We start from the raw sequence: 24,178 nt of genomic DNA, 5'->3' as shown, positions 1-24,178 counted from the left end.
CGCTCGCTTCGCACAGGATGATCGATTCGCCCGCACCGGCGCACCACGAAGTCGCCCGGCATCGCATGGCTGGCCCGCGCGGCACAGCCGACCGCCATCCGACGACCGATCCACGCGGCATCGTCGCTACAGCCCCACACACCGCCTGGTCCATTCGCACCGGGCTGCCGCATCGCACGACATAGCCGCCCACCCTCAGGGGTAGGCGGCTGATGGTGCCGGATGGTTCAGCGTGCGGTGTCACGGCGGAAAAGAACGGCCGCACCGCCGACGAATATCGTGGCCCAGACGACGACATTGAGGATGGCCAGTGCGATCGACCCGCCGCTGGTGTCGCCGAAGGGCATACGGGCCAAGGTGGCGACGCCGTTTGTCGGGAAGATCTTGGAGACCGTCTCGAACCAGCCGTGCAGCGGCATGAACAGCCCGCCCGCGAAGGACAGGCCCGCGAGGGCCGGACCGAGCAGTTGCATGACATTCTCCGAGGGCAGCAGGTAGCCGACGAACAGGCCGAAGGCGGCGAAGACCAGCGAGCAGATCCACGCGAGCAGGAAGCAGCTCACCCAGGCGGTGACCGTCAGGTGGGCGCCGACGATTCCCCCGACGACGAAGACCGCAGTAACCGAGACCAGCCCGAGCACCATCGCGACGGCGACCTTGGTGGCGATGTAGGCGACGGGACGCAATGGGGTGAGCCGCAATTGGCGGCTCCAGCCCTGCGCGCGTTCGATCGCGACCATCGCGCCGCCGCTGGTGGTGGCCAGCATCGCGCCGTATACCGCCATCGACACCATCACATAGCCGGTCACATTGCCCGATCCGAAAGACTCTGTCCGGTAGTCGGATTGCAGGCCGAAGATGACGAAGAACAGCGGCGGCATGACCAGCGTGAAGATCATGGTGCGCCGGTTGCGCAGCATGCGGCGCAGTTCCAGGCGCAGGAAGCCGAGGCTGAAGCCGCCGAGCGGAACACGGGTCGAAAGAGCTTGTGAGGCAAGGGTGGTCATTTCAATTGTCTCCGGTGGTGAGCGCCAGGAATGCGGATTCGAGATTGTGCGAGGTGATTTCGAGATCGACTGCGGCCGTCTCGGTGAGCAGATAGCGGGCGATGGCGTCGGAATCCTTGGTGTGCAGGATGATTCGGTCACCGCGCAGCTCGACGTCATCGATGCCCTGGACCGCGAGCAGGCGGGCCGGATCGGCACCGGGCAGTGTCGCGCTGACGGCGCGCCCTGCGGCCAGGTTCTTGATCTCGGCGGCACTGCCGTCGGCGACGATCCGGCCCGCGCGCACCAGTACGATCCGGTCGGCGTATGCGTCGGCCTCGTCGAGGTAATGGGTGGCGAACAGGACGGTGCGGCCGCGATCGGAGTCCTCGCGCATCGCATTCCAGAATTCCCGGCGTCCTTCGACATCCATGCCGGTGGTCGGCTCGTCGAGCACGATGAGGTCCGGATTCGGCAGCAGCGCGAGCGCGAAGCGCAGGCGCTGCTTCTGGCCGCCCGAGCATTTGCCGACCAGCCGACCGCCGATATCGGCGATACCGGCGCGCGCGAGCACCTCATCGACCGAACGCGGATGCGCGTGCAGGGTGGCCACCAGTTGCACGGTCTCCGCGACGGTCAGATCGGGCAGTAGCCCGCCGGACTGCATTACCGCCGAAATACGGCCTGCCGCAAGCGCTTCCGCCGGTGGGCCGCCGAAAACCCGGACACTGCCCGCGTCCGGCGTTGCCAGCCCGAGCAGCATATCGATGGTCGTGGTCTTACCCGCGCCATTGGGGCCGAGGAAGGCGACGATCTCACCCGGCGCGATCACCAGGTCGAGTCCGTCGACGGCACGCACCTCGCCGCCGCCCGGGAGCCGGAAGCTCTTGTGCAGATCGCGCAGTTCGATCGCGGACGACGCCCGGTGCCTGCCCGAGCCGCCCGCCGCGGCGAAAATGGCCGTGGATGTCAGTGCCGAAGTCATGACTCAACGGTCACCCAAAACGGGGGGCGGTACCTCGCACGAGTGTCACGAACCTGCCATGGCATCTGTCATGCGGTCAGCGGTTCAGGGCAGCAGTCCCTGCCGCGCCTTACCCGCGCCGGAGAGCACGAGCAGCAGCATGGTGGCCAATGCCTGATCGTCCAGACCGGCGGCCGGAAAGGTGTAGCGCAGCATGACATCGGCCTGGTTGCCGCGGGTGATCAGCGTGATCGAACCGAACTGAATCGCGCTGTTGCGCTCGGCGACTCGCTTGTGCAGCTGCGGCTTGAGCGGGCGGTCCCAGGCCAGCACACAGGTCAGCGTCAGCACATCCAGGCCGGGTGCCAGCGTTACCGCGCGCAACGAGCACAGCGCGCCCTCGTATTCGAAGCCGATCGAACCCTCGGAGTCGACGCGCACGTCGACGTCGTAGAGCGATAGGCAGGCACCGGCGCGGGCCTGTAGCTCTTGTTCGGGGGTGACTGCTGCGTCCATGTCGGTGCCGCCGTTCATTTGCTGCCGCCGTTCACTTGGTCCCCCCGAAGCGGCGATCACGCGAAGCGTACTGGAGACAGGCCTCCCACAAGTTGCGCCTGTCGAAATCGGGAAACAGCGTGTCCTGGTAGACGTATTCGGCATAGGCGGACTGCCAGATGAGGAAGTTCGAACTGCGGAATTCGCCGGACGGGCGCAGGAACAGGTCGACGTCCGGCATATCCGGCTCGTCCAGGTATTTCGCGATCGTCGCCTCGGTCACCCGCTCCGGATCGATCTCGCCCGCGGCCACGCGACGCGCGATTTCCCTTGCCGCATCGGCGATTTCGGCGCGACCACCGTAGTTGACGCACATGGTGAGGGTCATCACCGTGTTGTCCTTGGTCAGCTCCTGCGCGGTCTCGAGTTCGTTGATCACGCTGCGCCACAGCCGCGGTCGCCGCCCGGCCCAGCGCACCCGCACACCCATCTCGTGCATCTCGTCGCGACGGCGGCGGATGACATCCCGGTTGAACCCCATCAGGAAGCGCACTTCCTCCGGGCTGCGCCGCCAGTTCTCGGTGGAGAAGGCGTAGGCCGAGAGCCACTTCACGCCGATCTCGATGCAGCCCTCGACGGTGTCCATCAGGACCGCCTCGCCGCGCTCGTGCCCCGCGGTGCGCGGCAGCCCGCGCTCCTGCGCCCAACGACCGTTGCCGTCCATCACCAGCGCCACATGCTTGGGCACCAACTCCGCAGGCAGTTCCGGCGGCGTCGCCCCCGATGGATGCGGCGACGGCGGGCGGACGGTGCGTTCGGCACCCGACCGTGCGCTGGTCGACCTGGTCGGCGCGGCAGAGTCTCGACGGAGGATCACGGCACCTATCCTGCCTGATGGTTGTGAAGGGAATGCGACGACGTCTCGCCTCCTCAGCCCACCTGTGCGGCGGTTGACGACTCCAGCCCGGTCGCTGCGTCTGCCGAACGCGAACGCTCGATCAGCGGAAGTGTGCGCAACTGACGCTCGAGATGCCACTGCAGATGCGCCGCGACCAGGCCGCTGGCCTGTCTGCGGATCTGATCGGGGACCTGCTCGACGTAATCCCACTCGCCTTTCAGCAGAGCGACCAGCAGATCGAGCACGCCCGGGGCCGGAGTGGCCGACCCCGGCGGACGGCAGTGCACGCAGACCGCACCGCCCGCGGCGACGTGGAAGGCGCGATGCGGGCCGGGTGTCGCGCAGCGCGCGCATTCGTCCAGCGCGGGTGCCCAGCCCGCAAAACCCATGGCACGCAACAGGTATGCGTCGAGGATCAGCTCGTGCGGGCGCTGTTTGGCGGCGATCGCCCGCAGCGCGCTCGCGGTCAATGCGTGCAGCTTCGGCGCGGGCGCGCGCTCCTCACCGGCCAGCCGCTCCGCGGTCTCCAGCACCGCGCAGGCCGTTGTGTAGCGGCCATAGTCGTCGACGATATCGGCGGCGAATGCCTCCATGGTGTGCACCTGGGTGACCGTGTCGAGATTGCGGCCCGGATGCAGCTGCACGTCCACGTACGCGAACGGCTCCAACCGCGCCCCGAACCGCGACTTGGTCCGCCGCACCCCCTTGGCCACCGCCCGCACCAACCCGTGCTGCCGCGTCAACAACGTGACAATGCGATCCGCCTCGCCCAGCTTATGCTGGCGAACCACCACCGCCTCGTCCCGATACAACCGCACCTGCCCATCCTTTCACGAATGGCCGACGCCCACCGTCAGGCACGAGCTCGAGTCGACTCGATCGCACTCTATGAGAAGTCCTAGAGCCGATGCGTGCGCTGCCGATGCGCACCTGCCAGAACCACTGTGCGGACCAGCACGGGATCTTCTGCACCACCATTTACTCTAATTAGGGTAAATCGATTTACACTAATTAGCAGTAGGTTAGCTTACCTCAACGGCGGAGGTGGACATGGACAAGCCGACAACCATCGTCGGACGTGACCGACAGTGGCGGTCTACCGAGCGGTTTCTCTTCGATGGCGGCATCGACGGTCCGCTGCGGATCGGTTTGGTTTCCGGTCGACGCAGGACCGGTAAGACGCAATTGCTCGCAGCGGCATGCAAAGAGGTCGGCGGCCTGTACACGGTATGCGTCCAAGATGAGGGCGATCGTGCCGCCCGCGCGCGGTTCGCCGGCACGATCGCAGAGCACGCCGGACTGCCCGCCTCGGCGCTCGGACAACCGGAGCCGTGGGAGCGGCTGCTGCGATCCGCGCTGGAAACAGCAGCGCGCACAGCGCGCACGGGCCAGCCACCCCTCGTGGTAATCGATGAATTTCCCTACGCAACTGCCAACGCGCCTCAGCTGCCTTCGCTGATCCAGCATCTATACGACGCCTCGCAGAACGGCAACGGCCCCGGTGGACGACTGGTCCTGTGCGGTTCGGCGTTGAGCGTCATGCACGAATTGCTTTCCGGCGCAAAGCCGCTGCGCGGTCGCGTGATGATGGATCTGCGGCTACCCGCCTTGGACTACCGAGAAGCCGCGCGGCTGTGGGGAATCGCAGACCCGGCGGCGGCCCTCCGCGTCCACGCTTGCGTTGGCGGTATCCCTGGCTACCGCTCGCTGATCACGAGCGCGCCGGGCTCGATCGGAGAATTCGATGAATGGGTCATCGACAACTTGCTGACCACGGATATCGGCGTCTTCACCCACACCGAGGTGGACTACCTGCTGCGCGAAGATCCGCGAATCAGCAGCCGCGCCTTGTATTTCGACATACTCAGCGCCGTCGCTTCGGGCAACAGCACACCCAGCAAGATCGGCGCCGCGATCGGCCGCGACGCCAACTCGGTGCGCTATCCGATCGGCGTTCTCGAATCCGCAGGCTATCTCACCAAGAGCCAAGACATGCTACGAGCACGCAAACCGACGATCACCGTTTCGGACCCGGTCATCCGCTTCGATCGATTGATCACAGCACCACATCTGGGACAGCTCGAATTCGGTCGCGCCCAACGAGTCTGGCAAGCGGCGGCACCAACTTTCCGCTCCAACATCCTCGGTGCCCACTTCGAGGAACTCGCCCGGGACTGGACACTCCGCTTCGCGCCTGACGAACTCGGTAGCCCGGCAGGATTCGGAGACGTCGGATTCGCTACCGTCCAAGACAATCCGGGCCGCTGCAAGCACGAGATCGACGTGCTCGCCATGGTCGGCCAGCGCGTGACGGTCATCGGGGAAGCCAAGGCGACACTCGATCGTCGCGGGTTACCCGATCTCGAACGCCTCGTTCGAATCAAGGAACTGCTGACCGATCTCGGCCATGACACCACCGACGTCGTACTGGCCTTGTTCTGCACTACCGGCTTCACCGTCGACCTCGAACGCACAGCCGCCAGCCGACCAGACATCCAGCTGATCGATCTCGACCGCCTCTACCAACCGTCATGAATGAATCCAGCTCGACGGTACCCAGCCAACAAGATCGGGTGCCGTTCGATCTAGCGGGCTATCGACAACGGGTGCGGTCGGGGGCTTGCTTCATCTGCGACCTTGTTGCCGGTGCACCCGGGTCCGAGCACGAGGTCGTGTTCGATGACGATGTGCACATTGCTTTCGTCGGGAGATATCCGACGATGTACGGACATGTGCTGGTCGCGCCGAAGATTCACGTCGAGCATGTGGTTCGCGATTTCGATGAGGATGCGTACCTGCGATTGCAGGCGGTGGTTCATCGGGTCGCGCGCGCTGTCGAAGCCGTCGTGCCGTCCGAGCGCACCTATCTGCTCTCCCTCGGCAGCCAACAGGGGAACGCTCATGTGCACTGGCATGTGCAGCCGCTCACTCCCGGCACGCCGTATGAGCGTCAGCAGTTTCATGCGTTGATGGCGGAGAACGGGGTGATTTCTTGGTCGGACGCGGAGGCGGCGGAGTTGGGTGGGCGGTTGCGGGCGGAACTCGGGTTCGGGAACCCAGATCCGCGGCTATGATCTGCGGATGCGCGGAATTCGGTTCTGCTCAGTGGTTTTGGCGGCGGTCGCGGCTGTCGCGGTCGCGAGTTGTGCAGACAACCCGAGTTCGCCCGCGGCCGATGAGACGGCGTTCGTTTCGGTGACGGAATTGGATTCGACGATCGTTGTCGATGCGCGGTACTTCGGGGAGCACAACTTCATCGGTGGGCGGATCAATGGGTATGAAGCGCCCAAGTGCTTGTTGACGAAAGAGGCGGCTGCGGCGCTTGCGGAAGTGCAGCGGGAATTGCGGCCGATGGGGTTGGGGCTGAAGACCTACGACTGTTATCGGCCGCAGCGGGCGGTGGACCAATTCGTCAGTTGGGCAAAGGATCTCGGCGATACCAAGATGCGGGCGGAGTTCTATCCGACGGTGGACAAGGCGAATCTGTTCCGGGACGGATACATCGCGGAGAAGTCCGGACACAGCCGGGGCAGCACTCTGGATCTCACGATCGTCGCGCTACCGCCCACTGATCAGGAGCAGTATCACGGCGGTGATCCGCTGCGTGCCTGCACACTGCCCGCCGACCAGCGCTTCCGGGACAACAGCCTCGACTTCGGCACCGGCTACGACTGCTTCGACCCACTGGCACATACGGCCAACCCAGCACCGAGCGGTAACCAGCGCGCCCTCCGCGAGTTACTGACAACCCTCATGGACGAGCACGGCTTCAAAAACCTCCCCGAGGAGTGGTGGCACTTCACCTTGAAAAGCGAGCCCTTCCCGAACACCTACTTCGACTTCCCCATCAAATGACATGCCCGCCACCCCAAGTGGCCAACCTCGCACAACTAGTGCTCTCCTCACACAGAACGCAACATATGTGAGGACGCCACCAGTTATGCGACACCTCCACAACCGCGCACGTCAGGTGCGGAGAATGCCTCCGATGAGCAGCATCAGGGACTGTTGCGCTTCTACCCGGGCGGCGTCCTTGTCGTCCGCGTGCGCAACGATCAACCCCGCCTCGGTGACCGCACTGAAGATCAGCTGAGCCAGGACCGGAATCGGCGCATCGGCGATCAGCCCCGCGTCGCGGGCGCGTTCCAGTTGGGCGATGACCAACCCCAGCCCATGGCGCGCCTCGAATTCTCGAAACGCCTGCCAGCCGAGGACCGCGGGGCCGTCGTAGAGGGTGATGCGGATCATCTCCGGGCGCTGACAGATCTCCAGGAAGACATTCAGGCCGATGGCCATCGAGGTGAGGATGTCATCGGGATTCCCTGCGCCGATGGCGTTTTCGATTTCCCGCGTGATCTCGACCTCTATTTTTTCGAGCACGGCCAGGAACAGACCGCGCTTATCGCCGTAGTGGTGGTGCAGGGCGCCGCGGGTGACTCCCGCCTCGGTCACGAGTTCCTCGGCCGAGGTCGCCGCGAAACCGCGCTCGGCGAACAACCGGCGACCGGCCTGCTCGAGCGCGGCTCGGGTGGCACGGGAGCGATCCTCCTGACTACGGCGTTGCATGCGCCCGAGTGAACTCCAGAATCGTTTCGGAGAGCAACTCGGGCTGATCTTCGGACAGGAAGGTGTAGGAATCGTCGATGAACTTCAGGGTCGCGTTCGGCAGGTCGGCGGCCAGGCGTTCGGCGAGTTTCACCGGGAAGATCTTGTCCTCGCGAGCCCATGCGACCAGCACCGGAACCCGCACCGACGGGAATCGGGTCGCGGCCTCGAGCGTGTAGCGGCGATGCACGGTCTTCAGAAACCGGCGCAGATCCTTGCGGATCGCCGCCGAATTCCGGCTCGGCAGCAGGTAGGAATCGGCGATCTCCGGCGGGACCGGGCGCTTGGTCACCCAGCCGAAGGCGATCGGCAGCCGATGCAGCGCACGGATCCGCATCAACTCGGTCAGCGGCCGCAGCGAGCCGGGTACCCGCGCCAGCACGGGCAGCGCCGCGAAGGCAGGCGGGAAGAACGCCTCGTAGGCGTCGCACGAGGCCAGTACGACACGGCCGATCCGCTCCGGACGACGGGTCAGCAACAACTGGGTGATCGCGCCGCCGGTGTCATTGGCGACCACGGTGACGTCGGTGAGGTCGAGCCGCTCCAGAAAGTCGGCGATCAGGTCGGCGACCCCGGTGGGCGTGAGATCCGCTGCGGGGACCGGGATTTCGTGCGAGCCGAGCGGCAGGTCCGGACTGAGACAGCGATAGCCCGCCGCCGCGATGGTTGGGACGACATTGCGCCAGAGATCGGAGTTGACGAGCAGGCCGTGCACGAAAACGACCGGCGCGCCCTCCCCCGTGTCGTGATACCGAATGCGGCCGCCGGGGAGATCCACCTCATGCGTGCGGCCGAGTGACGTACTGATTCCCATGGTTCCTCCATGTGTTCGCAGTTCGTATCCACCATTACATACATACGGTATGTATGTCTATAGCTCCGCCTCCTACCTGGGGTGGAGATTCAGGAGCCGATGTGGACGGTTGACCAACTCCCGCGCTACCGTGCAACGAAAGATCGAAGGAGACGGAGCTCACATGACGGTGTCCGACGCCCCCCTGCGCCCATTCGAGACCGGTGAACTCGGTCTCGCCGACCACGCGGCCGCCCTCGCGCAGGGCAGGATCAGCTCCGTGGCCGCGGTCGGCGCCGCACTGGACCGGGTCGAGGCGAGTCAGCCGGGACTGAACGCCTTCCGCATCGTCCGGCGCGAAAAGGCACTCGCCGAGGCGGCCGCGGCCGACGAACGCTTGGCCGCCGGCGAACGACTCCCACTGCTCGGCGTGCCGATCGCGATCAAGGACGATACCGATATCGCAGGTGAGCCAACGGCGTTCGGCTGCGGCGGCGACCTCCCGCCGAAAACCGAAGACGCGGAATCGGTTCGACGGCTGCGCGCGGCCGGTGCGGTGATCGTCGGCAAGACCAATACCTGCGAACTCGGCCAATTGCCGTTCACCAGCGGCGCCGCCTTCGGCCACACTCGCAACCCATGGGGTGCCGAATACACACCGGGTGGCTCATCCGGCGGTTCCGCGGCCGCCGTCGCGGCCGGATTGGTACCCGCCGCACTGGGTTCCGACGGCGCGGGCTCGGTCCGCATCCCGACCGCATGGACCAATCTCGTCGGGATCAAACCACAGCGCGGCCGCATCTCCACCTGGCCCGCCGCCGAGGCATTCCACGGCCTCACCGTGAACGGACCGTTGGCCCGCACCGTCGCCGATGCCGCACTGCTGCTCGACACCGCGGCCGGACCGCATCCCGGCGATCTGCACACCCCAGAACCGCTCACCGTCTCCGATGCGGTCGGCCGCGATCCGGGACGACTGCGCATCGCCCTCTCGCTGCGAATCCCGTTCACCGCCACCAGAACCGCGCTGCACCCGGAGGTCGAAGTCGCGGTGCAGCGCATCGCCACCACACTGCGTCGCCTCGGTCATTCGGTAACCGTGGCGGATCTGCACTACGGCATCATGATCGGTGCGTCCTTCCTGCCGCGCTCGCTGGGGGGCGTCCGCAACGTCTACGACAAAATGCCTGGCGTGCAAGTGGATCCGCGCACCACCGCGAACGTCCGGTTCGGCCGCGCGCTCAGCGGACCGGCACTGTTCGCGGCGCGTCAGGCGGAAACGCTGCTGCACAAGCGAATCGGCGGCTTCTTCCGCGACTACGATCTGGTGCTCGCACCCACCACCGCGACTCCCCCGCCACGCGCCGAAGAAATCGACGGCATCGGAGTCAACGCCACCAACGACCTCATCACGGCCGCCTGCCCGTACACCTGGCCCTGGAATGTACTCGGCTGGCCCGCGGTGAATGTCCCGGCCGGTTTCACCGGCACCGGCCTGCCGGTGGGCGCACAACTCATGGGCACCGCGAACACCGAGCCGCTCCTGGTTTCCGTTGCGGCACAACTGGAATCAGAACTTCACTGGGATCGCCAGCGCCCCGAACCCTGGTGGTGAGTTCAGCGATCGGGCGCAGTCCCCCACCTCGCCACCCATATCGGAGTCGCGATCGGAGTCGCGCGAACCGAGTCGCGGCAACTTCGGCAACCGAGTCCGCAGCTCCACCGCTGCCTCGGTGTCATCACTGATGACGCGCTGCCTGGTGAGCCAGTCCGCGGTTCGATAGCGCGGGAACGAAATCGGGCCCATTGCGGTGTCGTCGGTGGAGAACCCGGCCACCAACCGCTGCAGAATCGGCAGGCAGTGCGCGTCCACCTCCTGGCCGATCGCGCGCGGGTCGGGCCGGATGGCATCCGGTGCCAGACTGTGCAATTCGACCCGGGCGCGCGGCACTGCGCGACGACCACCGGACTCGCCGAGCCAGCGATAGATCTCCGTGAGCAGGTCACCATTGGCCGCGGGCCCGACCAGGCATATCAGCGGACGCGGCAGCTTACGCCGTCTACGCACCAGGGTTCGCAGCACCCGGGGACGCTCATGCGGCACATACAGCGTCCGCAACAACTCCAGGAGCTTGCCGATATCGTTGGCACCTCGCACCGCAGTGACCTCCCCCGTGGTTCAGTACTCCGACGGTACAAGACCTCTCGGTGCTAGATCGGTGCGTTTCGCCACCAGCGTTCGAGGAGGTCCCGGCCGGACTCGCCACCGAATACCCGCAACTGACAGAAGCTACGCCCGCTGTCGGCGAATTCGACCTGTACCGTTCCGGCTGGTCGCCCGGCCGGGCCAGAGACGTCTTGCCAGATCACGCGGCCGCGGCCGGACCGGCGTTCCCACTGCTCGTCCCCGGCGACGGGCGCATCGGTAAAGGGCTCGACAGTCATCGCGACTCGATTGGCATTGCATCCCATGACGAGCAGTTCCAGCGGATTGCGATCGCCGTTGCACGATAGGTAGGTCGTCGCAGCCACCGCCTGGTTCACATCGATCGGTCGCCTGTCCGAGTCGACCGCGACACATCGCATGCCCTGATAGCCGCTGTCCGCCGGGGTCTTCGGAAGCAGCTCGGGCAGCACTCGAACCATGTAGCTATAGCCGCCCCATGATGCGGCGCCAGCGGCAACCGTCGTTGTGGGTGTCATCGCGGCACTGCTCGACGCGACCACCGCACTGGACGCCGCCGAAGCATCGGTCGAGGTCACGCCTCTCGAATTCCCGTTCAGCGCAAGCGCACTCGCGACACCGAGCACGATGACCGATGCCGCGATACCGACGGCAAGCGCGATGCGCCGACGCGACCGCTGCCTCGCCGGTGGCCGCAGATCGAGCGTCGCCACATCAGCCCGGCGATCGAAGGCGGCCGCCGCCGTCTGCGCGAGTGCACCACAGGAGGGATAGCGATGCTCCGGGTTCTTCGCCAGCGCCCGCGCGATCACGTCATCGATCGCCTGCGGCAGCATCGGATTCGCGGCGCTCGCACGTGGCGGCGGATCCTGGATATGCGCCTGCATCACCGCGACCGGGGTGCTGCGGGGAAAAGGCTTTTGCCCGGTCAGCAGTTCGAACAGGGTGCAGCCCAGCGCGTAGATATCGGCGCGATGATCGACCGGGCCTGCCATCAACTGCTCCGGCGCGGCATAGGCCAGCGTCGCCAAGACCGTGCCTGCCTCGGTCAGCGCCGTCGTTTCGATTACGGCCCTCGCTATTCCGAAATCGGTGACATAGACGCGATCCGGCTGACCCGGCCGGGGCTGCAACAAGATGTTCGCCGGTTTGACATCGCGGTGCAGCATCCCGACCCGGTGGGCCTCGTCGAGACCCCGAGCGGCCGCATCGATAATGTGCAGCACCCGTTCGGGTGTCAGCTCCGCGGGCCCGCGGCGGATGAGTGCCGCGGCGTCGAAGCCCTCGACGAACTGCATCGCGATCCACAGCCGACCTTTCTCGACACCTCGATCGTGCACCGCGACGATATTCGGATGGTCCAGCCGGGAGGCCAGCTCGGCTTCGCGAATGAACCGAGCGCGAAATTCCGCGTCCGCACTGTGGTCTTCGGACAACACCTTCAGCGCGTCACGGCGCGGCAGTCGCGGATGCCTGGCCACGTACACCGCACCCATTCCGCCGCTGCCGAGTGTCCGCTCGATCACGTATCCGGCGAAAAACGTACCCGGAACGAACTTTCCAGCCATGTCCTACTCGCTGTTCAATAGCAGAGCGAGTTGCGCCGCGACCTGCTGATGAGTGCTCTTCAGATCGCGGCCGCGAATCAGCGCGATGTAGCGACCGTGCACGAGTCGGCAGATGATTCGCAGCGGGATCTGCGGGGGCACGTCGAGCTGCTCGAAGCACCGGACGTCCGGCACCGCGTCCGGTGTCGGCGCGGGACGGATTGCGGAATCATGTTCGAGCTCGGGCTCCGGGAAAGCCCGGCGGGCGGCGATCGCATCCGGATAGCGTTCGAGCTCATTCCAGCCGTTGATGGCGTCCAGCTCGACCGAACTCTGGTGTTTGCGCGAGCCGTTGAGGTAGGAGCCACGTGGACCGAAGACGATCCCGCTCACCATGGCAGCGGTGCGCCAGCCCGCATTCTGCTCGTAGTCGGTGATCGCAACCGTCGGAAAGGGCCAGCGCCCAGGTACCTCGGCGATCAGCTTCGCGAGCATGCCGTCACTGTCGAGAGGCAGCGCGGCGAGCTTGTCCGGTGGCGTGGCCGAAAAGCCGCCCAACCGCGTCGATTGTGCTTCGAAAGCCTGGCGTGCCACTCCGGTGAGTACAGCCAGATCCGGACTCGTATGCCCGACCAGCACACTGATCACGAAAGATTCGTGCGCCATCGTCGCGGCCAGCGTCGGCACGTTCGGGCGCCAATGCGCGAATGCCGACGGCTGGTTCGCGATGACGACGGGCATATTTTCGGGACTCACCGCAGTATCGGCAGCATCCATCTCCCGGGCGGCATGCTGAGCCGCGTTGGCATCCGGAAATCGCAGTAGTACAACGGTCAGTAACCGGGACCGACCGGTAACGGGCGCGCCTACCTGTTCCTTGTCCGCGCCGCCCACCATGAAACCGGCCAGCATCCCGTACCGTTCGAGCACCGGGCGCACCGTTTTCGCGAGCACCCGCGTCGCCTTCGCGGGCGTCGGTAGCGGCAACGCGCCACCGGTCTCGAAGGAGAATTTCAGGGACGCATCGGCCTCGACCGGATCGATGACGGCCTCCGCCATCCGGGCTGATTCCAGTGTTCGCCCGTAGCCTTCGTTGCCGTTGGGCGGGATGAGGGGGTCGGTACTGTTCACGCCGATATCGAGCGATTTCGGATTCGGATTCGACGGCACCGGATGCCCGGACAGCGCACAGCCCGCCGTCAGGATCGTCACCAGGACCGCGACCGCCGTGGCGGGCAGCGCTCGCGCCTGGCCTGCGTGGTTCATGCGGGGGCTACGCTTCGTCTCAGATCGGCGCATCGAGCCACCACCGCGTGCGCAGATCCGCACCGGACTGCGCGCCGATCACCCGTAACCGACAGAAATTCCGATTCGGACTCTCGAACGACACTTCCAACTCGCCGAGGACTCCTCCCACACGGTTCGTGTAATTGCCCCAATGCAATTCGCCCGCACCGGAGGACCGGGTCCAGCGCTCCGCACCCTCCGGCCGCTCTTGCGGTCCCACTGGCTTCATCGCCGAACGATCCGTGTTGCAGGTGAGGATGATCTGCTCCATCGGATCCTGATCGCCGGTACAGTTCAGCCGATCGATCGGCGCCCGCGTATCGAACGAAATGGGGTTGCCCTGCTGATCGAGGAACTTGCAATCATGCAGTTCTCGATAGCCGATGCCGAGCGGTGTGGCCGGTAGTAGTTCGGAAAATGCCTCGAAGACAATGGCATGTGGACTCCAAGCCGCGGCCGACGCCGCAGCCGCACGGTCGACGCTGGTGCTCGGGCCGGACGCGACGGACGTCGCCGGTTCGTTTCGACTGATCCGGTGCGCCGCCGAAACCACCACCGCGACAACGGCAATGGCGACGACCACCACACCGAGTAGCAGCCGCCGACGATCCGGCCCGCGCGACGCCGGAGCCGGTGCGACCATGGTCTCCGATGCGGGCAGCAGCGCCGCCGTCGCCGCGGTCGCGAGTGCTCCGCAGCTCGGGTATCGATCTTCCGGCAGCTTTGCCATGGCCTTGGCGATCACCGCATCGAACGCCAGTGGCACGCTGGGATTTCCGCGCGAGGGCCGCCGCGGTGGCTCGTTCAGATGCGCGTGCATCACCATCCCCGGACTGTCCCGCTGGAACGGGACCGAACCGGTCAGCATGTGATACAGCGTGCAGCCGAGCGAATAGACGTCGGCGCGATCGTCCACGGCGGCACCGTTGATCTGCTCCGGCGCGGCATAGGCCACGGTCCCTGGCATACCGCCACCGCCGGCCACCGTCGTCACATCGCCCACGTCGCGGGCGATGCCGAAATCGGCGATCAGCACCTGTTCCGGCCCATCGGACTGTTGGGCTACGAGGATGCGGCCCGGCCGCACATCCCGATGCAGCAGACCCGAGCGATGGATCTCGTCGAGTCCGCGTGCGGCCTCGGCGACGATGCGGACCGCGCGCTCTACGTTCAGCTCGGTCCGGCCGCGCCGGATCAACTCACCGACATCGACACCGTCCACGTACTGCATCGCGATCCACAGCCGACCGTCCTGTTCACCACAATCTCGGACCGCGACGACATTGGGATGCTGGAGCAGGGCGGCGATTTCGGCCTCGCGCAGGAAACGCGCACGAAAGTCTGGCTTGTCCGCATAGTCATCGGACAGAATCTTCAGCGCGTCGCGGCGCGGCAGCCGCGGATGCCGCGCCAGATAGGTGGCGCCCAAGTCGTCGGCACCGAGGCGTCGCTCGATGCGGTACCCGGCGAATGTAGTGCCCTCGGCAATGTCCACGACGTCTTTCCTCGCTTACTCGGTTCAGAACGGCGCGCTACGCCACCAGCGGTCGTACAGATCTCGTCCGGAGTTTCCGCCGGATACGAACAGCGAACAGAAGTTCCGCTGCGGATCATCGAACAGAATCCGGAGCAGGCCCTGCGGCCGATTCGGTCCGAGCGGGTCATTGTCCGCGGTAGTGGTGTCGAACCAGAGAATCCGGCCACGCCCGGATCGGCGCTCCCATCGCTCATCGCCGATCGGGACGAAATCAGGGTGCGCGAAGTAGTTGGTCGGGCTGCGATTCGAATTGCAGCCAACGAGAACCGACTCCACCGGATCCCGGTTTCCATTGCAATCCAGATCGGCGACCGCGGGCGCGGGCTGGTTCACGTCGACGGGACGATTGTTCAAGTCCCGCGCGACGCACCTGAGGCCCTGGTAGCCGCTCTCGACCGGAGTGGCCGGAAGCAGTTCGGGAAAGGCCTGCGCGATAAAGGTGTGGCTGCCCCAGGACAGCCGACCGCTCGTGGTCGTACCAGTGACGGCGGGCGGGCTGGTCGCCGCAGTGCTCGTCGTCGACGCGATCGTGCTCGGCGTCACCGAGGGTTCGGCGGAATTCCTTGTCAGCACGACCGCACTCGCGACACCGACGACAACGACCGATGCGGCGATACCGATCGCGAGCCCGACGCGCCGCCGCGCCGGACGCCTCGGCACGGTATTGCCCAGGTCGATCGTGAGCGCATCCACCCGGCCGTCCAGGGCGACGGCCGCCGCATCGGCCAGCGCACCACACGACGGATAACGATCATCCGGGTTCTTCGCCAATGATCGCGCGATCACCCGGTCGATGGCCTGCGGCAACAATGGATTCGCCGTGGTGGCACGCGGCGGCGGGTCCTGGATGTGCGCCTGCATCACCGCGACGGCAGTATCGCGCGGAAACGGCTTGGTGCGGGTGAGCAATTCGTAGAGCGTGCAGCCGAGCGCGTACACATCGGCCCGCCGATCGACCACGCCACCCATGAGCTGTTCCGGCGCGGCGTAGGCCAGGGTCGCCAGCACCGACCCGACGGCGGTCAGTGCGGTCGATTGTCCTGCGGCCCTGGCTATTCCGAAATCGGAAACGAAGACCCGATCCGGTTCGCCGGGACGCGACTCGAGCAGAATATTGGCCGGTTTGACGTCACGGTGCAGCAGTCCCGCGCGATGCGCGGCATCCAGACCGCGCGCGGCCGATCCGACAATATGCGACACCCGCTCCGGCGGCAGGTCGGCGGCGTCGTGGCGGATGAGCCCGGCCGCGTCGATGCCGTCGACGAACTGCATCGCAATCCACAGCTGACCGTCGTGCACCCCTCGGTCGTGCACTGCGACGATATTGGGATGCTCGAGCCGGGCGGCGAGTTCGGCCTCCCGAATGAATCGAGCACGGAACTCCTCATCACCGCTATGGGTCTGTGCGAGCACTTTGAGCGCATCGCGGCGCGGGAGACGCGGATGCCGCGCGACGTACACCGTCCCCATTCCGCCGATGCCAAGCACCCGCTCGATCAGATACCCGGCGAAAACCGTTCCCGGGGTGAGGGTCTCGGTCATCTACCCCGCTCACTGTGCACCAGCAGCCCGTACTGAGCGGCAACCCGCTGTTGGAAGTCGTGCAGCGTCCGACCGAAAAGTACTGCGACATAACGCCCGTACAACACGGTGCAGGTATAGGTGAACAGTTGTGCGATCAGGTCGCCCGACTCCTTCGAACAGCTGACATCCGGCACCCCGGCCGGGCCGGGTATCGATGGCAAACCGTCCTTGGCGGCCTTGTCCTGAGCCTTCGCGAAGGACTTGCGCGCGGCGGCCACATCAGGGAACCGCATCAGAGCCTCCAAACCGCTGAAGGCCATGAGTTCCGGCGGATTCGGCTTCCCGACTCCCCGGTACAAAACAGTCGCATGTGTGCCGTACACGACGCCACTCGCCTGGGGAGCGCTGTCCCAACCCGCGTTCTCTTGTTCGGTGCCGAAGGCCACGGCCGGAAACGGCCAACGCCCCGGTGCTTTCGGCACCATACGCGCGATCATGCCGTCGCGGTCCAGCGGCAGTGCCGCGAACTGTTCGCGCGGGGTGACCGCGAACCCGCGCAGCCTGGGCAGCTGGGCATCGAATGCCTTGCGCGCCAACGTGGTGAGGGCGGCGAGGTCGGCAGAGGTATGTCCAGCGAGCAATGTGACGACGAACGACTCCTGCGCGAGCGAGACCGCTATCGTCGGCACGTTCGGACGCCAATGACCGTGTGCGGCCGGATATTCCGGGATGGTGACGGAAACATTCTCGGGACTGACCGACGCATCGACCGAGTCGATCTCCTCGGCGGCCCGCTGCGCCGCGGTGGGGTCCGGAAATCGCAGCACCAGTACGGTCAACAGCCGGGCGGCGCCGACGAGCGCGGTACGCTCGACCGCCTTGTCTGTGCGCCCGACCGCGAAACCAGCCAGCATTCCCCGCTTTTCGAGGACGGAGCGAACCGGCGCCGCGAGATACGCGCCCGCTTTGGCAGGCGTCGGCAGCGGCACGGCGCTGAAGCCACTCAGGGAGAAGGTCAACGTCGAATCCGACTCGCTCGGATCGGCCATGACCTCACCCAGCCGCACCGATTCGACGACCCTGCCGTACTGCTCATTGTCGACGGCCGGTTCGTGCTGCGGTTCGAGGCTGTATCCACCGACATCGAGCGAACCGAGATCGGGTCGTTGCGGGCTCGGCCGCCCGTGCACGGTACAGCCGGTAGCGAGCGCCAGCACGACCATCATGCCGGTCAGTGCGGCACGGACCTTGCGTACCCGATCACAGCGGCGCATCAGGCCACCACCGATCGTGGAGTTCGGTGCCCGACGCGGCGCCGTGCACGTGCACGGTGCAGAAATTCCGGCTCGGATCGTCGAAGTAGACTTCCAGCTGGCCGCGGATCTTGCCATCGCTTTCGATATCGGAACCCCAGTTCACATGTCCGGTGCCGGACGACCGGACCCAGCGTTCATCACCCTCCACCCGAGCGAAGAAGCGATCGGGGAAGATCGGCGACTTGTCGACATTGCATTTGACGGCCATGGTGCGCGCCGGGTCGCCATCACCGATGCAGAACAACTCGCCGACGGCGGTGGGTGCGTCGTCGAAGGAAACGGTATTACCTTTCGCGTCGAGTGGAATACAGCCACCGACGTCCTTGTACCCGGTCGCTATCGGCGAGGGCGGCAGCAATTCGGGAAATGTCTGGGCGATATATGCGTAAGAACCCCACTCAGCGGCGTTCACATTCGGCGGGCCCGCCGTGGTCGTGGGTGCCGATGTGGTGGTAGGTGGGTCGCTGCCGACCCACAGCACCGTCGAAATCACGCTCGCCACAATGACGACACCCAGCAGCCCCGCCACGAGCAACCGATCGCGACGCTTGGTCTCCGGTCCGGAATCGGTGAGCGCTTCCCCGGCCATTGCGGCCCGCACCGCCGCCGCGAACGCTCCGCAACTGGCGAACCGCTCGTCCGGCCGCTTGGCCATGGCCTTGGCGATCACCGTGTCGAATGCCGTTGGCACGCTAGGGTTTCCGTGCGAAGCCCGAGGCGGCGGCTCGTTCAGATGCGCGTACATCACCGCCCCCGGACTGTCCCTGGGGAACGGGACCGAGCCGGTGAGCATGTGATAGAGCGTGCAGCCCAGTGCGTAGACATCGCCACGGTGGTCCATCGGATCACCGCTGATCTGCTCCGGCGGCGCATAGGCCAGGGTGGCGGTGGTCCCACCGGAGGCGAGGGTGGTCGAATCGTCGGCGGCACGGGCGATTCCGAAGTCGGTGACGAGCACCCGATCGGATCCGTCCGGCTGTTCGGCGACCAGGATATTTGCCGGTTTCACATCGCGGTGCAGCAGACCCGCCTGATGGATCTCGTCCAGACCGCGGGCCGCCTCCACGAAAATCCGGACCGCACGCTCGACTCCGAGCGCACCACGCTTGATCAACTGGGCGGCATCGACGCCGTCGACGTACTGCATCGCGATCCACAGTTGGCCATCGTTCTCGCCGCGATCGCGCACGGCGACCAGATTGGGATGCTGTAGCCGCGCGGCGATTTCGGCCTCGCGCAGAAATCTGGCCCGGAATTCCGGGTCCTCCGCATGGACATCGGAGAGGACCTTCAGCGCGTCCTTACGCGGCAGCCGCGGATGCTGGACCAGGAATACGGTGCCCATACCGCCCGCGCCGAGACGGCGTTCGATCTGATACCCAGCGAATACCGCACCCTCGACCACGCTCACAGCTCAGCCCTCCATATGCGTCGGGACCCTTCCGACGCACTTGCGGCGGCCCGGAATCAGCACGGACAGCCGTCAACGGGCCGACTATAACAGCGCGGGGCGCATTGCCACAGCGGGCTCCAATGCCCCCATTCCTGGGGGTATCCAGCCGTCAGAACCCGAGCTTGCCAAGTTGTTTCGGGTCGCGCTGCCAATCCTTGGCGACCTTGACGTGCAGGTGCAGGTAGATGCGGACACCGAGGATGTGTTCGATTTGTTTGCGGGCGTTGGTGCCTACCTCTTTGAGGCGCGCGCCGCCCTTCCCGATGACGATGGCCTTCTGCGAGGGGCGTTCGACGTAGAGCAGCGCGTGCACGTCGAGCATGTCTTCGTTCTCTTCACGCGGGAGGACTTCTTCGATGACCACGGCGAGCGAATGCGGGAGTTCGTCGCGGACGCCCTCCAGAGCGGCTTCGCGGATGAGCTCGGCCATGAGGGTTTCCTCGGGCTCGTCGGTGAGCTCGCCGTCGGGGTAGAAGGCCGGGCCCTCAGGCATTTTCGAGGCGATGACGTCGACCAGGACCTCGACCTGCTCGCCCTTGACGGCGGAGACCGGTACGACGTCGTGGTCCGGGCCGAGCAGTCGCGACAGCGCCATCAACTGTTCGGCGACTTGGTCGCGACTCACCTTGTCGATCTTGGTGACCACGCCGAGCAAGGTGGTTTTCGGCGCCATCTGCTTGATCTGTTGCAGGATCCACTTGTCGCCGGGTCCGATTTTCTCGTCGGCGGGAATGCACAGCGCGATCACGTCGACTTCGGAATACGTATCGCGGACAAGGTCGTTCAGGCGCTGGCCGAGCAGCGTGCGCGGGCGGTGCAGACCCGGGGTATCGACCAGGATGAGCTGGGCGTGCTCGCGGTGCACGATGCCGCGAATGGTGTGGCGGGTGGTCTGCGGGCGCGAGGAGGTGATCGCGATCTTTTGGCCGACCAGCGCATTGGTCAGCGTCGACTTGCCGGTATTCGGGCGGCCGACGAAACAGACGAAGCCGGAACGGAATTCGGTGGGCTTGTCAGCCACCCTGCACCTCCGCGCCCGCGGCATCGTCGACGATTTCGAAGACCGCACCCGAGCGGTCGGTGAAGACGATGCGCGCCTCGGGCGAAACCTCGCGAACCGCGAAGACGCCCGCATCCGATAGCTTGCCGCTGACGACCACGGCCGCTTCGAATCCCTCTGCGCCACTGGAGATCGCGGCCGCGACGGCGGCCTGCAGTGCGGTCAGTCGCAGGGACTGCAGGGCGACGTCACCGGCCGCGTAGGTGCGGCCGTCGGTATCGCGGATGGCGGCGCCCGAGTTGCCGCCGGTGCGGCCGAGCGCGCCCTTCGCCAGCACCACGAGTTTGGTGTCCTCGGCGTCCAAATCGGTCATTCGCTGTCTCCGTTCTCATCACGTTCGGTCGGGATTTCCCGCTCGGATCCGTTACTTTTGCGCTTGCCGTTGGCCTTCTCGGCATGCGATTTCTCCGGCGCCTTGCGCACCACGACGGTATGCACCCGCACCCGTCCCCGCGCGTCCGCACCGCCTTCGCCGCGCAGCACCAGGCCGTGCACAACGGCTTTGGAGCCGGGCAGCGGCACCCGGCCCAGTGCGTGGGCGAGCAGGCCGCCGACGGTGTCGACGTCCTCCTCCTCGATTTCCAAGCCGTACAGGTCGGCCAGATCGTCGACCGACAGTCGTGCCGAAACCCGGTAGCGGCCCTCGCCGAGATCCTCGATGGGCGGGGTTTCGTCGGTGTCGTATTCGTCGGCGATCTCACCGACGATCTCCTCGAGCACATCCTCGATGGTCACCAGTCCGGCAATGCCGCCGTATTCGTCGACCAGTATCGCCATATGGTTTCTGCGGCGCTGCATTTCGTCGAGCAGGCTGTCCAGCGGTTTGGAGTCGGGCATGAACACCGCCGGGCGCATGGCATCGCGCACCTGCACCTTGCGACTTCTATCCGCGTATGGCACAAGGTCTTTCAGGTACACCACGCCGAGGATGTCGTCGACGTTCTCGCCGACCACCGGAATGCGGGAGTGACCACTGCGCACCGCGAGCGACGTCGCCTGTGCCGCAGTCTTATCCGCCTCGATCCAGACCATTTCGGTGCGCGGGACCATCACCGCGCGGGCCGGGGTGTCGCCGAGTTCGAAGACCGACTGGATCATGCGGCGTTCGTCGTCGGCCACCACACCGCGCTCACTGGCCATCTCGACCACTTCTCGCAGCTCGATCTCGGATGCGAAGGGGCCGTTGCGAAATCCCTTACCCGGGGTGATCGCATTACCGATGAGGATCAGCAGCCTGCTGACCGGACCGAGCACCGTGCCGATGAACTGCAGCGGCAGCGCCGAGGCCAAAGCAATGGAGTAGGCGTGCTGACGGCCGAGTGTGCGCGGACCGACCCCGATCACCACATAGTCCACCAGCACCATGACGGCCGCGGTGAACAGCAGCGCCCAATTGTCGTCCCACAGCGGAATCAGCGCCGCCGCCAACAGCACAGTCGCGCAGATCTCGCACAGAATACGAAGCAGCACAAGCAGATTCACGTATCGTGGCCGATCGGCCACGATCCTGGTCAGCCGCACCGCACCGGGCCGCTCCGCCCGGACCATATCGTCGAGACGCGCGGGTGAGACAGTGTTCAGCGCCGAATCGACTCCGGCGAACACCCCACCGACCGGGACGAGCAGAACCGCCAGCAGGATCAGGGTCAGCGAATTCACGCGGGGCCTAGCGCCTCACCGGGCGTTGTGAAACCGGCCTTCCCCAGCAGCCGGGCATCGCGCTCGGCCAATTCGGCGCGCCGCTGTGCCTCGCGCAGGCTCTCGTACCACTCCTCGAGCAGCCGTGCCTGCAACGCGAACATCTCCTTCTCCTCCTCCGGCTCGGCATGGTCGTAGCCGAGCAGGTGGAGTACGCCGTGCACGGTGAGCAGGGCGAGTTCGTGATCGAGCGAGTGACCGGCCTTGCGGGCCTGACCGGCGGCGAATTCGGGGCACAGCACAATATCGCCGAGCATGGACGGACCCGGTTCGGCGCTGTCCGGTCGACCACCGGGCTCCAGTTCGTCCATGGGGAAGGACATGACATCGGTCGGGCCGGGTAGGTCCATCCAGCGCATATGCAGATCCGCCATAGTGTCGAGATCGACGAGCACCATCGACAGCTCAGCCGCCGGATGCACGTCCATCCGGCCGATCACGAATCGCGCGACACTGACCAGGTCTTCTTCGGGTACGTCGACACCCGACTCGTTGGCGATCTCGATGCTCACCTGATCAGGGTATTCGGTGTGCCCGGGCCCGCACCGCGCGGCTGGCCCGGACACGTCCGTCGCACTATCGCCGATCTCCCCGGCTCGCGGCGCGGCGTTGTGCGCGATTGCCCGGATAGTGCGGTCCGACCTGGGTGACCCGCTCGGCCTCGGCCCGCTCGTAGGCGTCGACGATATCGGAGACCAACCGGTGCCGAACCACATCGCTGCTGGTCAGCGTAGCGAAGTGGATGTCTTCGATCTCGGTCAGGATCTCACTCGCCGCGCGCAGACCCGAGCGCGCGCCATTGGGCAGGTCGACCTGGGTGACGTCACCGGTCACCACGATCTTCGAACCGAATCCGAGCCGGGTGAGGAACATCTTCATCTGCTCGGCCGTGGTGTTCTGCGCCTCGTCGAGAATGATGAAGGAATCATTCAGCGTTCTACCGCGCATATACGCCAGCGGTGCGACCTCGATGACACCGGCCGCCATCAGCTTCGGAATGGCCTCCGGATCCATCATGTCGTGCAGCGCGTCGTAGAGCGGGCGCAGATAGGGATCGATCTTCTCGTTGAGCGTGCCGGGCAGGAACCCGAGCCGCTCGCCCGCCTCGACGGCGGGACGGGTGAGGATGATCCGGTTGACCTGCTTGGTCTGCAATGCCTGCACGGCCTTGGCCATCGCCAGATACGTCTTGCCGGTACCCGCGGGGCCGATGCCGAACACGATGGTGTTGGCGTCGATCGCGTCGACGTAACGCTTCTGGTTGAGTGTCTTGGGCCGGATGGTTTTACCGCGCCGGGACAGAATGTCCAGGCTCAGCACCTCGGCCGGAGATTCCGAGGAACCCTCGGTGAGCATGGATACGGTGTGGCGCACCGCCTCCGGGGTCACCACTCGATTGCGACCGGTCAGCGCGACGAGCTGTTCGATCACCCGCTCGGCGAGCGCCACATCGGCCGCCTTGCCGGTGAGGGTGACGGAATTGCCGCGGACATGGATATCCGCATCCAGCAACTGCTCGAGTTCACGCAGGTTCTGGTCGGCCGAACCGAGGAAGGGGAACACGGATTCGGGAGCGAGTTCGATGCTGGAACGCACGGTGCGCGCTGCCGGGCCCGAGCCGTTGTCTGCACCCCGGGGGATGGAGGCCGACGAAGTCGGTGGGGTGGGTAAACTCCCGCCTGCAGTAGGGGTAGTCGGGTCGCCGATCTCGCCTTGTGTTCTCAAAAGTGGCTATAGCCTGCTTTCCGGTCTCGAATTGCTGCGTCGTTGATGAAAGTTTAACGCGCCGTTGCATGAGTCTCAGCGATTATTTCGCTGGGGCTCTTCCTG

The 24,178-nt window shown here is 65.7% G+C and carries 23 protein-coding genes; 4 read left to right on the top strand and 19 right to left on the bottom strand.

The window, feature by feature from the left end; all coding sequences use genetic code 11:
• Positions 1-227: 227 nt before the first annotated feature.
• The 5 genes from NP3_RS12520 to recO all read right to left on the bottom strand — a co-directional run bounded on the left by NP3_RS12520 (position 228) and on the right by recO (position 4,161).
• Entirely contained in the window at positions 228-1,007 is a 780-nt protein-coding gene (locus tag NP3_RS12520) for an ABC transporter permease (RefSeq protein WP_063040850.1), read from the bottom strand.
• A gap of 1 nt (position 1,008) precedes the next feature.
• Positions 1,009-1,971, bottom strand: coding sequence for an ABC transporter ATP-binding protein (locus NP3_RS12515; protein WP_084508509.1), 963 nt, complete (start codon positions 1,969-1,971; stop codon positions 1,009-1,011).
• An 84-nt stretch (positions 1,972-2,055) separates the two neighbouring features.
• Complete coding sequence (locus tag NP3_RS12510; RefSeq protein WP_063040870.1) at positions 2,056-2,466, bottom strand: CesT family type III secretion system chaperone; 411 nt, start codon at positions 2,464-2,466, stop codon at positions 2,056-2,058.
• A gap of 31 nt (positions 2,467-2,497) precedes the next feature.
• Positions 2,498-3,322: an isoprenyl transferase gene (locus tag NP3_RS12505; RefSeq protein WP_063040848.1), complete on the bottom strand. Its 825-nt coding sequence runs from the start codon at positions 3,320-3,322 to the stop codon at positions 2,498-2,500.
• Between the two features lie 53 nt (positions 3,323-3,375).
• Entirely contained in the window at positions 3,376-4,161 is a 786-nt protein-coding gene (recO, locus tag NP3_RS12500; protein WP_063040846.1) for a DNA repair protein RecO, read from the bottom strand.
• A 232-nt stretch (positions 4,162-4,393) separates the two neighbouring features.
• Between recO and NP3_RS12495 the strand changes: the two genes are divergently transcribed.
• Genes NP3_RS12495 through NP3_RS12485 form a run of 3 tightly spaced genes read left to right on the top strand, consistent with a single transcriptional unit; the run spans position 4,394 to position 7,198 of the window.
• A complete protein-coding gene (locus NP3_RS12495; protein WP_063040844.1) occupies positions 4,394-5,878 on the top strand; it encodes an AAA family ATPase in 1,485 nt (494 codons plus the stop codon).
• A gap of 38 nt (positions 5,879-5,916) precedes the next feature.
• On the top strand, positions 5,917-6,417 hold the full coding sequence (locus tag NP3_RS12490; RefSeq protein ID WP_218024845.1) for an HIT family protein: 501 nt from the start codon (positions 5,917-5,919) through the stop codon (positions 6,415-6,417).
• A 7-nt stretch (positions 6,418-6,424) separates the two neighbouring features.
• Positions 6,425-7,198 (top strand): M15 family metallopeptidase, encoded by a 774-nt coding sequence (locus tag NP3_RS12485; RefSeq protein WP_063040840.1) that lies wholly within the window; start codon positions 6,425-6,427, stop codon positions 7,196-7,198.
• Positions 7,199-7,309: 111 nt separating this feature from the next.
• Here NP3_RS12485 and NP3_RS12480 read toward each other — a convergent pair whose 3' ends face one another.
• The gene (locus NP3_RS12480; protein ID WP_063040838.1) at positions 7,310-7,909 is read right to left on the bottom strand and encodes a TetR/AcrR family transcriptional regulator; all 600 of its coding nucleotides are present in this window, start codon (positions 7,907-7,909) and stop codon (positions 7,310-7,312) included.
• On the bottom strand, positions 7,896-8,762 hold the full coding sequence (locus NP3_RS12475) for an alpha/beta fold hydrolase (RefSeq protein ID WP_063040836.1): 867 nt from the start codon (positions 8,760-8,762) through the stop codon (positions 7,896-7,898). Before NP3_RS12475 ends, NP3_RS12480 begins: the two co-directional genes overlap by 14 nt.
• 163 nt (positions 8,763-8,925) lie before the next feature.
• Between NP3_RS12475 and NP3_RS12470 the strand changes: the two genes are divergently transcribed.
• The gene (locus NP3_RS12470; protein WP_063040834.1) at positions 8,926-10,356 is read left to right on the top strand and encodes an amidase; all 1,431 of its coding nucleotides are present in this window, start codon (positions 8,926-8,928) and stop codon (positions 10,354-10,356) included.
• Here the strand turns inward: NP3_RS12470 and NP3_RS12465 are convergent.
• From NP3_RS12465 to NP3_RS12410, 12 genes are all read right to left on the bottom strand, one after another.
• Positions 10,312-10,899 (bottom strand): hypothetical protein, encoded by a 588-nt coding sequence (locus tag NP3_RS12465; protein WP_063040832.1) that lies wholly within the window; start codon positions 10,897-10,899, stop codon positions 10,312-10,314. The genes NP3_RS12470 and NP3_RS12465 overlap by 45 nt on opposite strands.
• Before the next feature lie 53 nt (positions 10,900-10,952).
• Positions 10,953-12,494: a serine/threonine-protein kinase gene (locus tag NP3_RS12460; RefSeq protein WP_063040830.1), complete on the bottom strand. Its 1,542-nt coding sequence runs from the start codon at positions 12,492-12,494 to the stop codon at positions 10,953-10,955.
• A gap of 3 nt (positions 12,495-12,497) precedes the next feature.
• The gene (locus NP3_RS12455) at positions 12,498-13,739 is read right to left on the bottom strand and encodes a DUF7373 family lipoprotein (protein ID WP_063040828.1); all 1,242 of its coding nucleotides are present in this window, start codon (positions 13,737-13,739) and stop codon (positions 12,498-12,500) included.
• A 19-nt stretch (positions 13,740-13,758) separates the two neighbouring features.
• A complete protein-coding gene (locus NP3_RS12450) occupies positions 13,759-15,255 on the bottom strand; it encodes a serine/threonine-protein kinase (protein ID WP_063040826.1) in 1,497 nt (498 codons plus the stop codon).
• A gap of 24 nt (positions 15,256-15,279) precedes the next feature.
• Entirely contained in the window at positions 15,280-16,839 is a 1,560-nt protein-coding gene (locus NP3_RS12445; protein ID WP_063040824.1) for a serine/threonine-protein kinase, read from the bottom strand.
• Positions 16,836-18,095 (bottom strand): DUF7373 family lipoprotein, encoded by a 1,260-nt coding sequence (locus tag NP3_RS12440; RefSeq protein WP_063040822.1) that lies wholly within the window; start codon positions 18,093-18,095, stop codon positions 16,836-16,838. Before NP3_RS12440 ends, NP3_RS12445 begins: the two co-directional genes overlap by 4 nt.
• Positions 18,082-19,548 carry a serine/threonine-protein kinase gene (locus NP3_RS12435; RefSeq protein WP_063040820.1) on the bottom strand — a complete coding sequence of 489 codons (1,467 nt, stop codon included), beginning with the start codon at positions 19,546-19,548 and terminating at the stop codon, positions 18,082-18,084. The genes NP3_RS12440 and NP3_RS12435 overlap by 14 nt, the downstream gene beginning before the upstream one ends.
• Before the next feature lie 151 nt (positions 19,549-19,699).
• Positions 19,700-20,635: a GTPase Era gene (era, locus tag NP3_RS12430; RefSeq protein WP_063040818.1), complete on the bottom strand. Its 936-nt coding sequence runs from the start codon at positions 20,633-20,635 to the stop codon at positions 19,700-19,702.
• A complete protein-coding gene (locus tag NP3_RS12425) occupies positions 20,604-20,963 on the bottom strand; it encodes a cytidine deaminase-like protein (protein WP_063040816.1) in 360 nt (119 codons plus the stop codon). The genes era and NP3_RS12425 overlap by 32 nt, the downstream gene beginning before the upstream one ends.
• Positions 20,960-22,309 (bottom strand): hemolysin family protein, encoded by a 1,350-nt coding sequence (locus tag NP3_RS12420; RefSeq protein ID WP_063040814.1) that lies wholly within the window; start codon positions 22,307-22,309, stop codon positions 20,960-20,962. Before NP3_RS12420 ends, NP3_RS12425 begins: the two co-directional genes overlap by 4 nt.
• Entirely contained in the window at positions 22,306-22,860 is a 555-nt protein-coding gene (ybeY, locus tag NP3_RS12415) for an rRNA maturation RNase YbeY (RefSeq protein WP_040688009.1), read from the bottom strand. Before ybeY ends, NP3_RS12420 begins: the two co-directional genes overlap by 4 nt.
• A 64-nt stretch (positions 22,861-22,924) precedes the next feature.
• Complete coding sequence (locus NP3_RS12410; protein WP_063040868.1) at positions 22,925-23,989, bottom strand: PhoH family protein; 1,065 nt, start codon at positions 23,987-23,989, stop codon at positions 22,925-22,927.
• Positions 23,990-24,178 lie beyond the last annotated feature (189 nt).

Origin of the sequence: Nocardia pseudovaccinii NBRC 100343, assembly GCF_001613225.1 — a bacterium.
Classification (GTDB): domain Bacteria; phylum Actinomycetota; class Actinomycetes; order Mycobacteriales; family Mycobacteriaceae; genus Nocardia; species Nocardia pseudovaccinii.
This window is presented reverse-complemented; position numbering and strand designations above follow the sequence as displayed.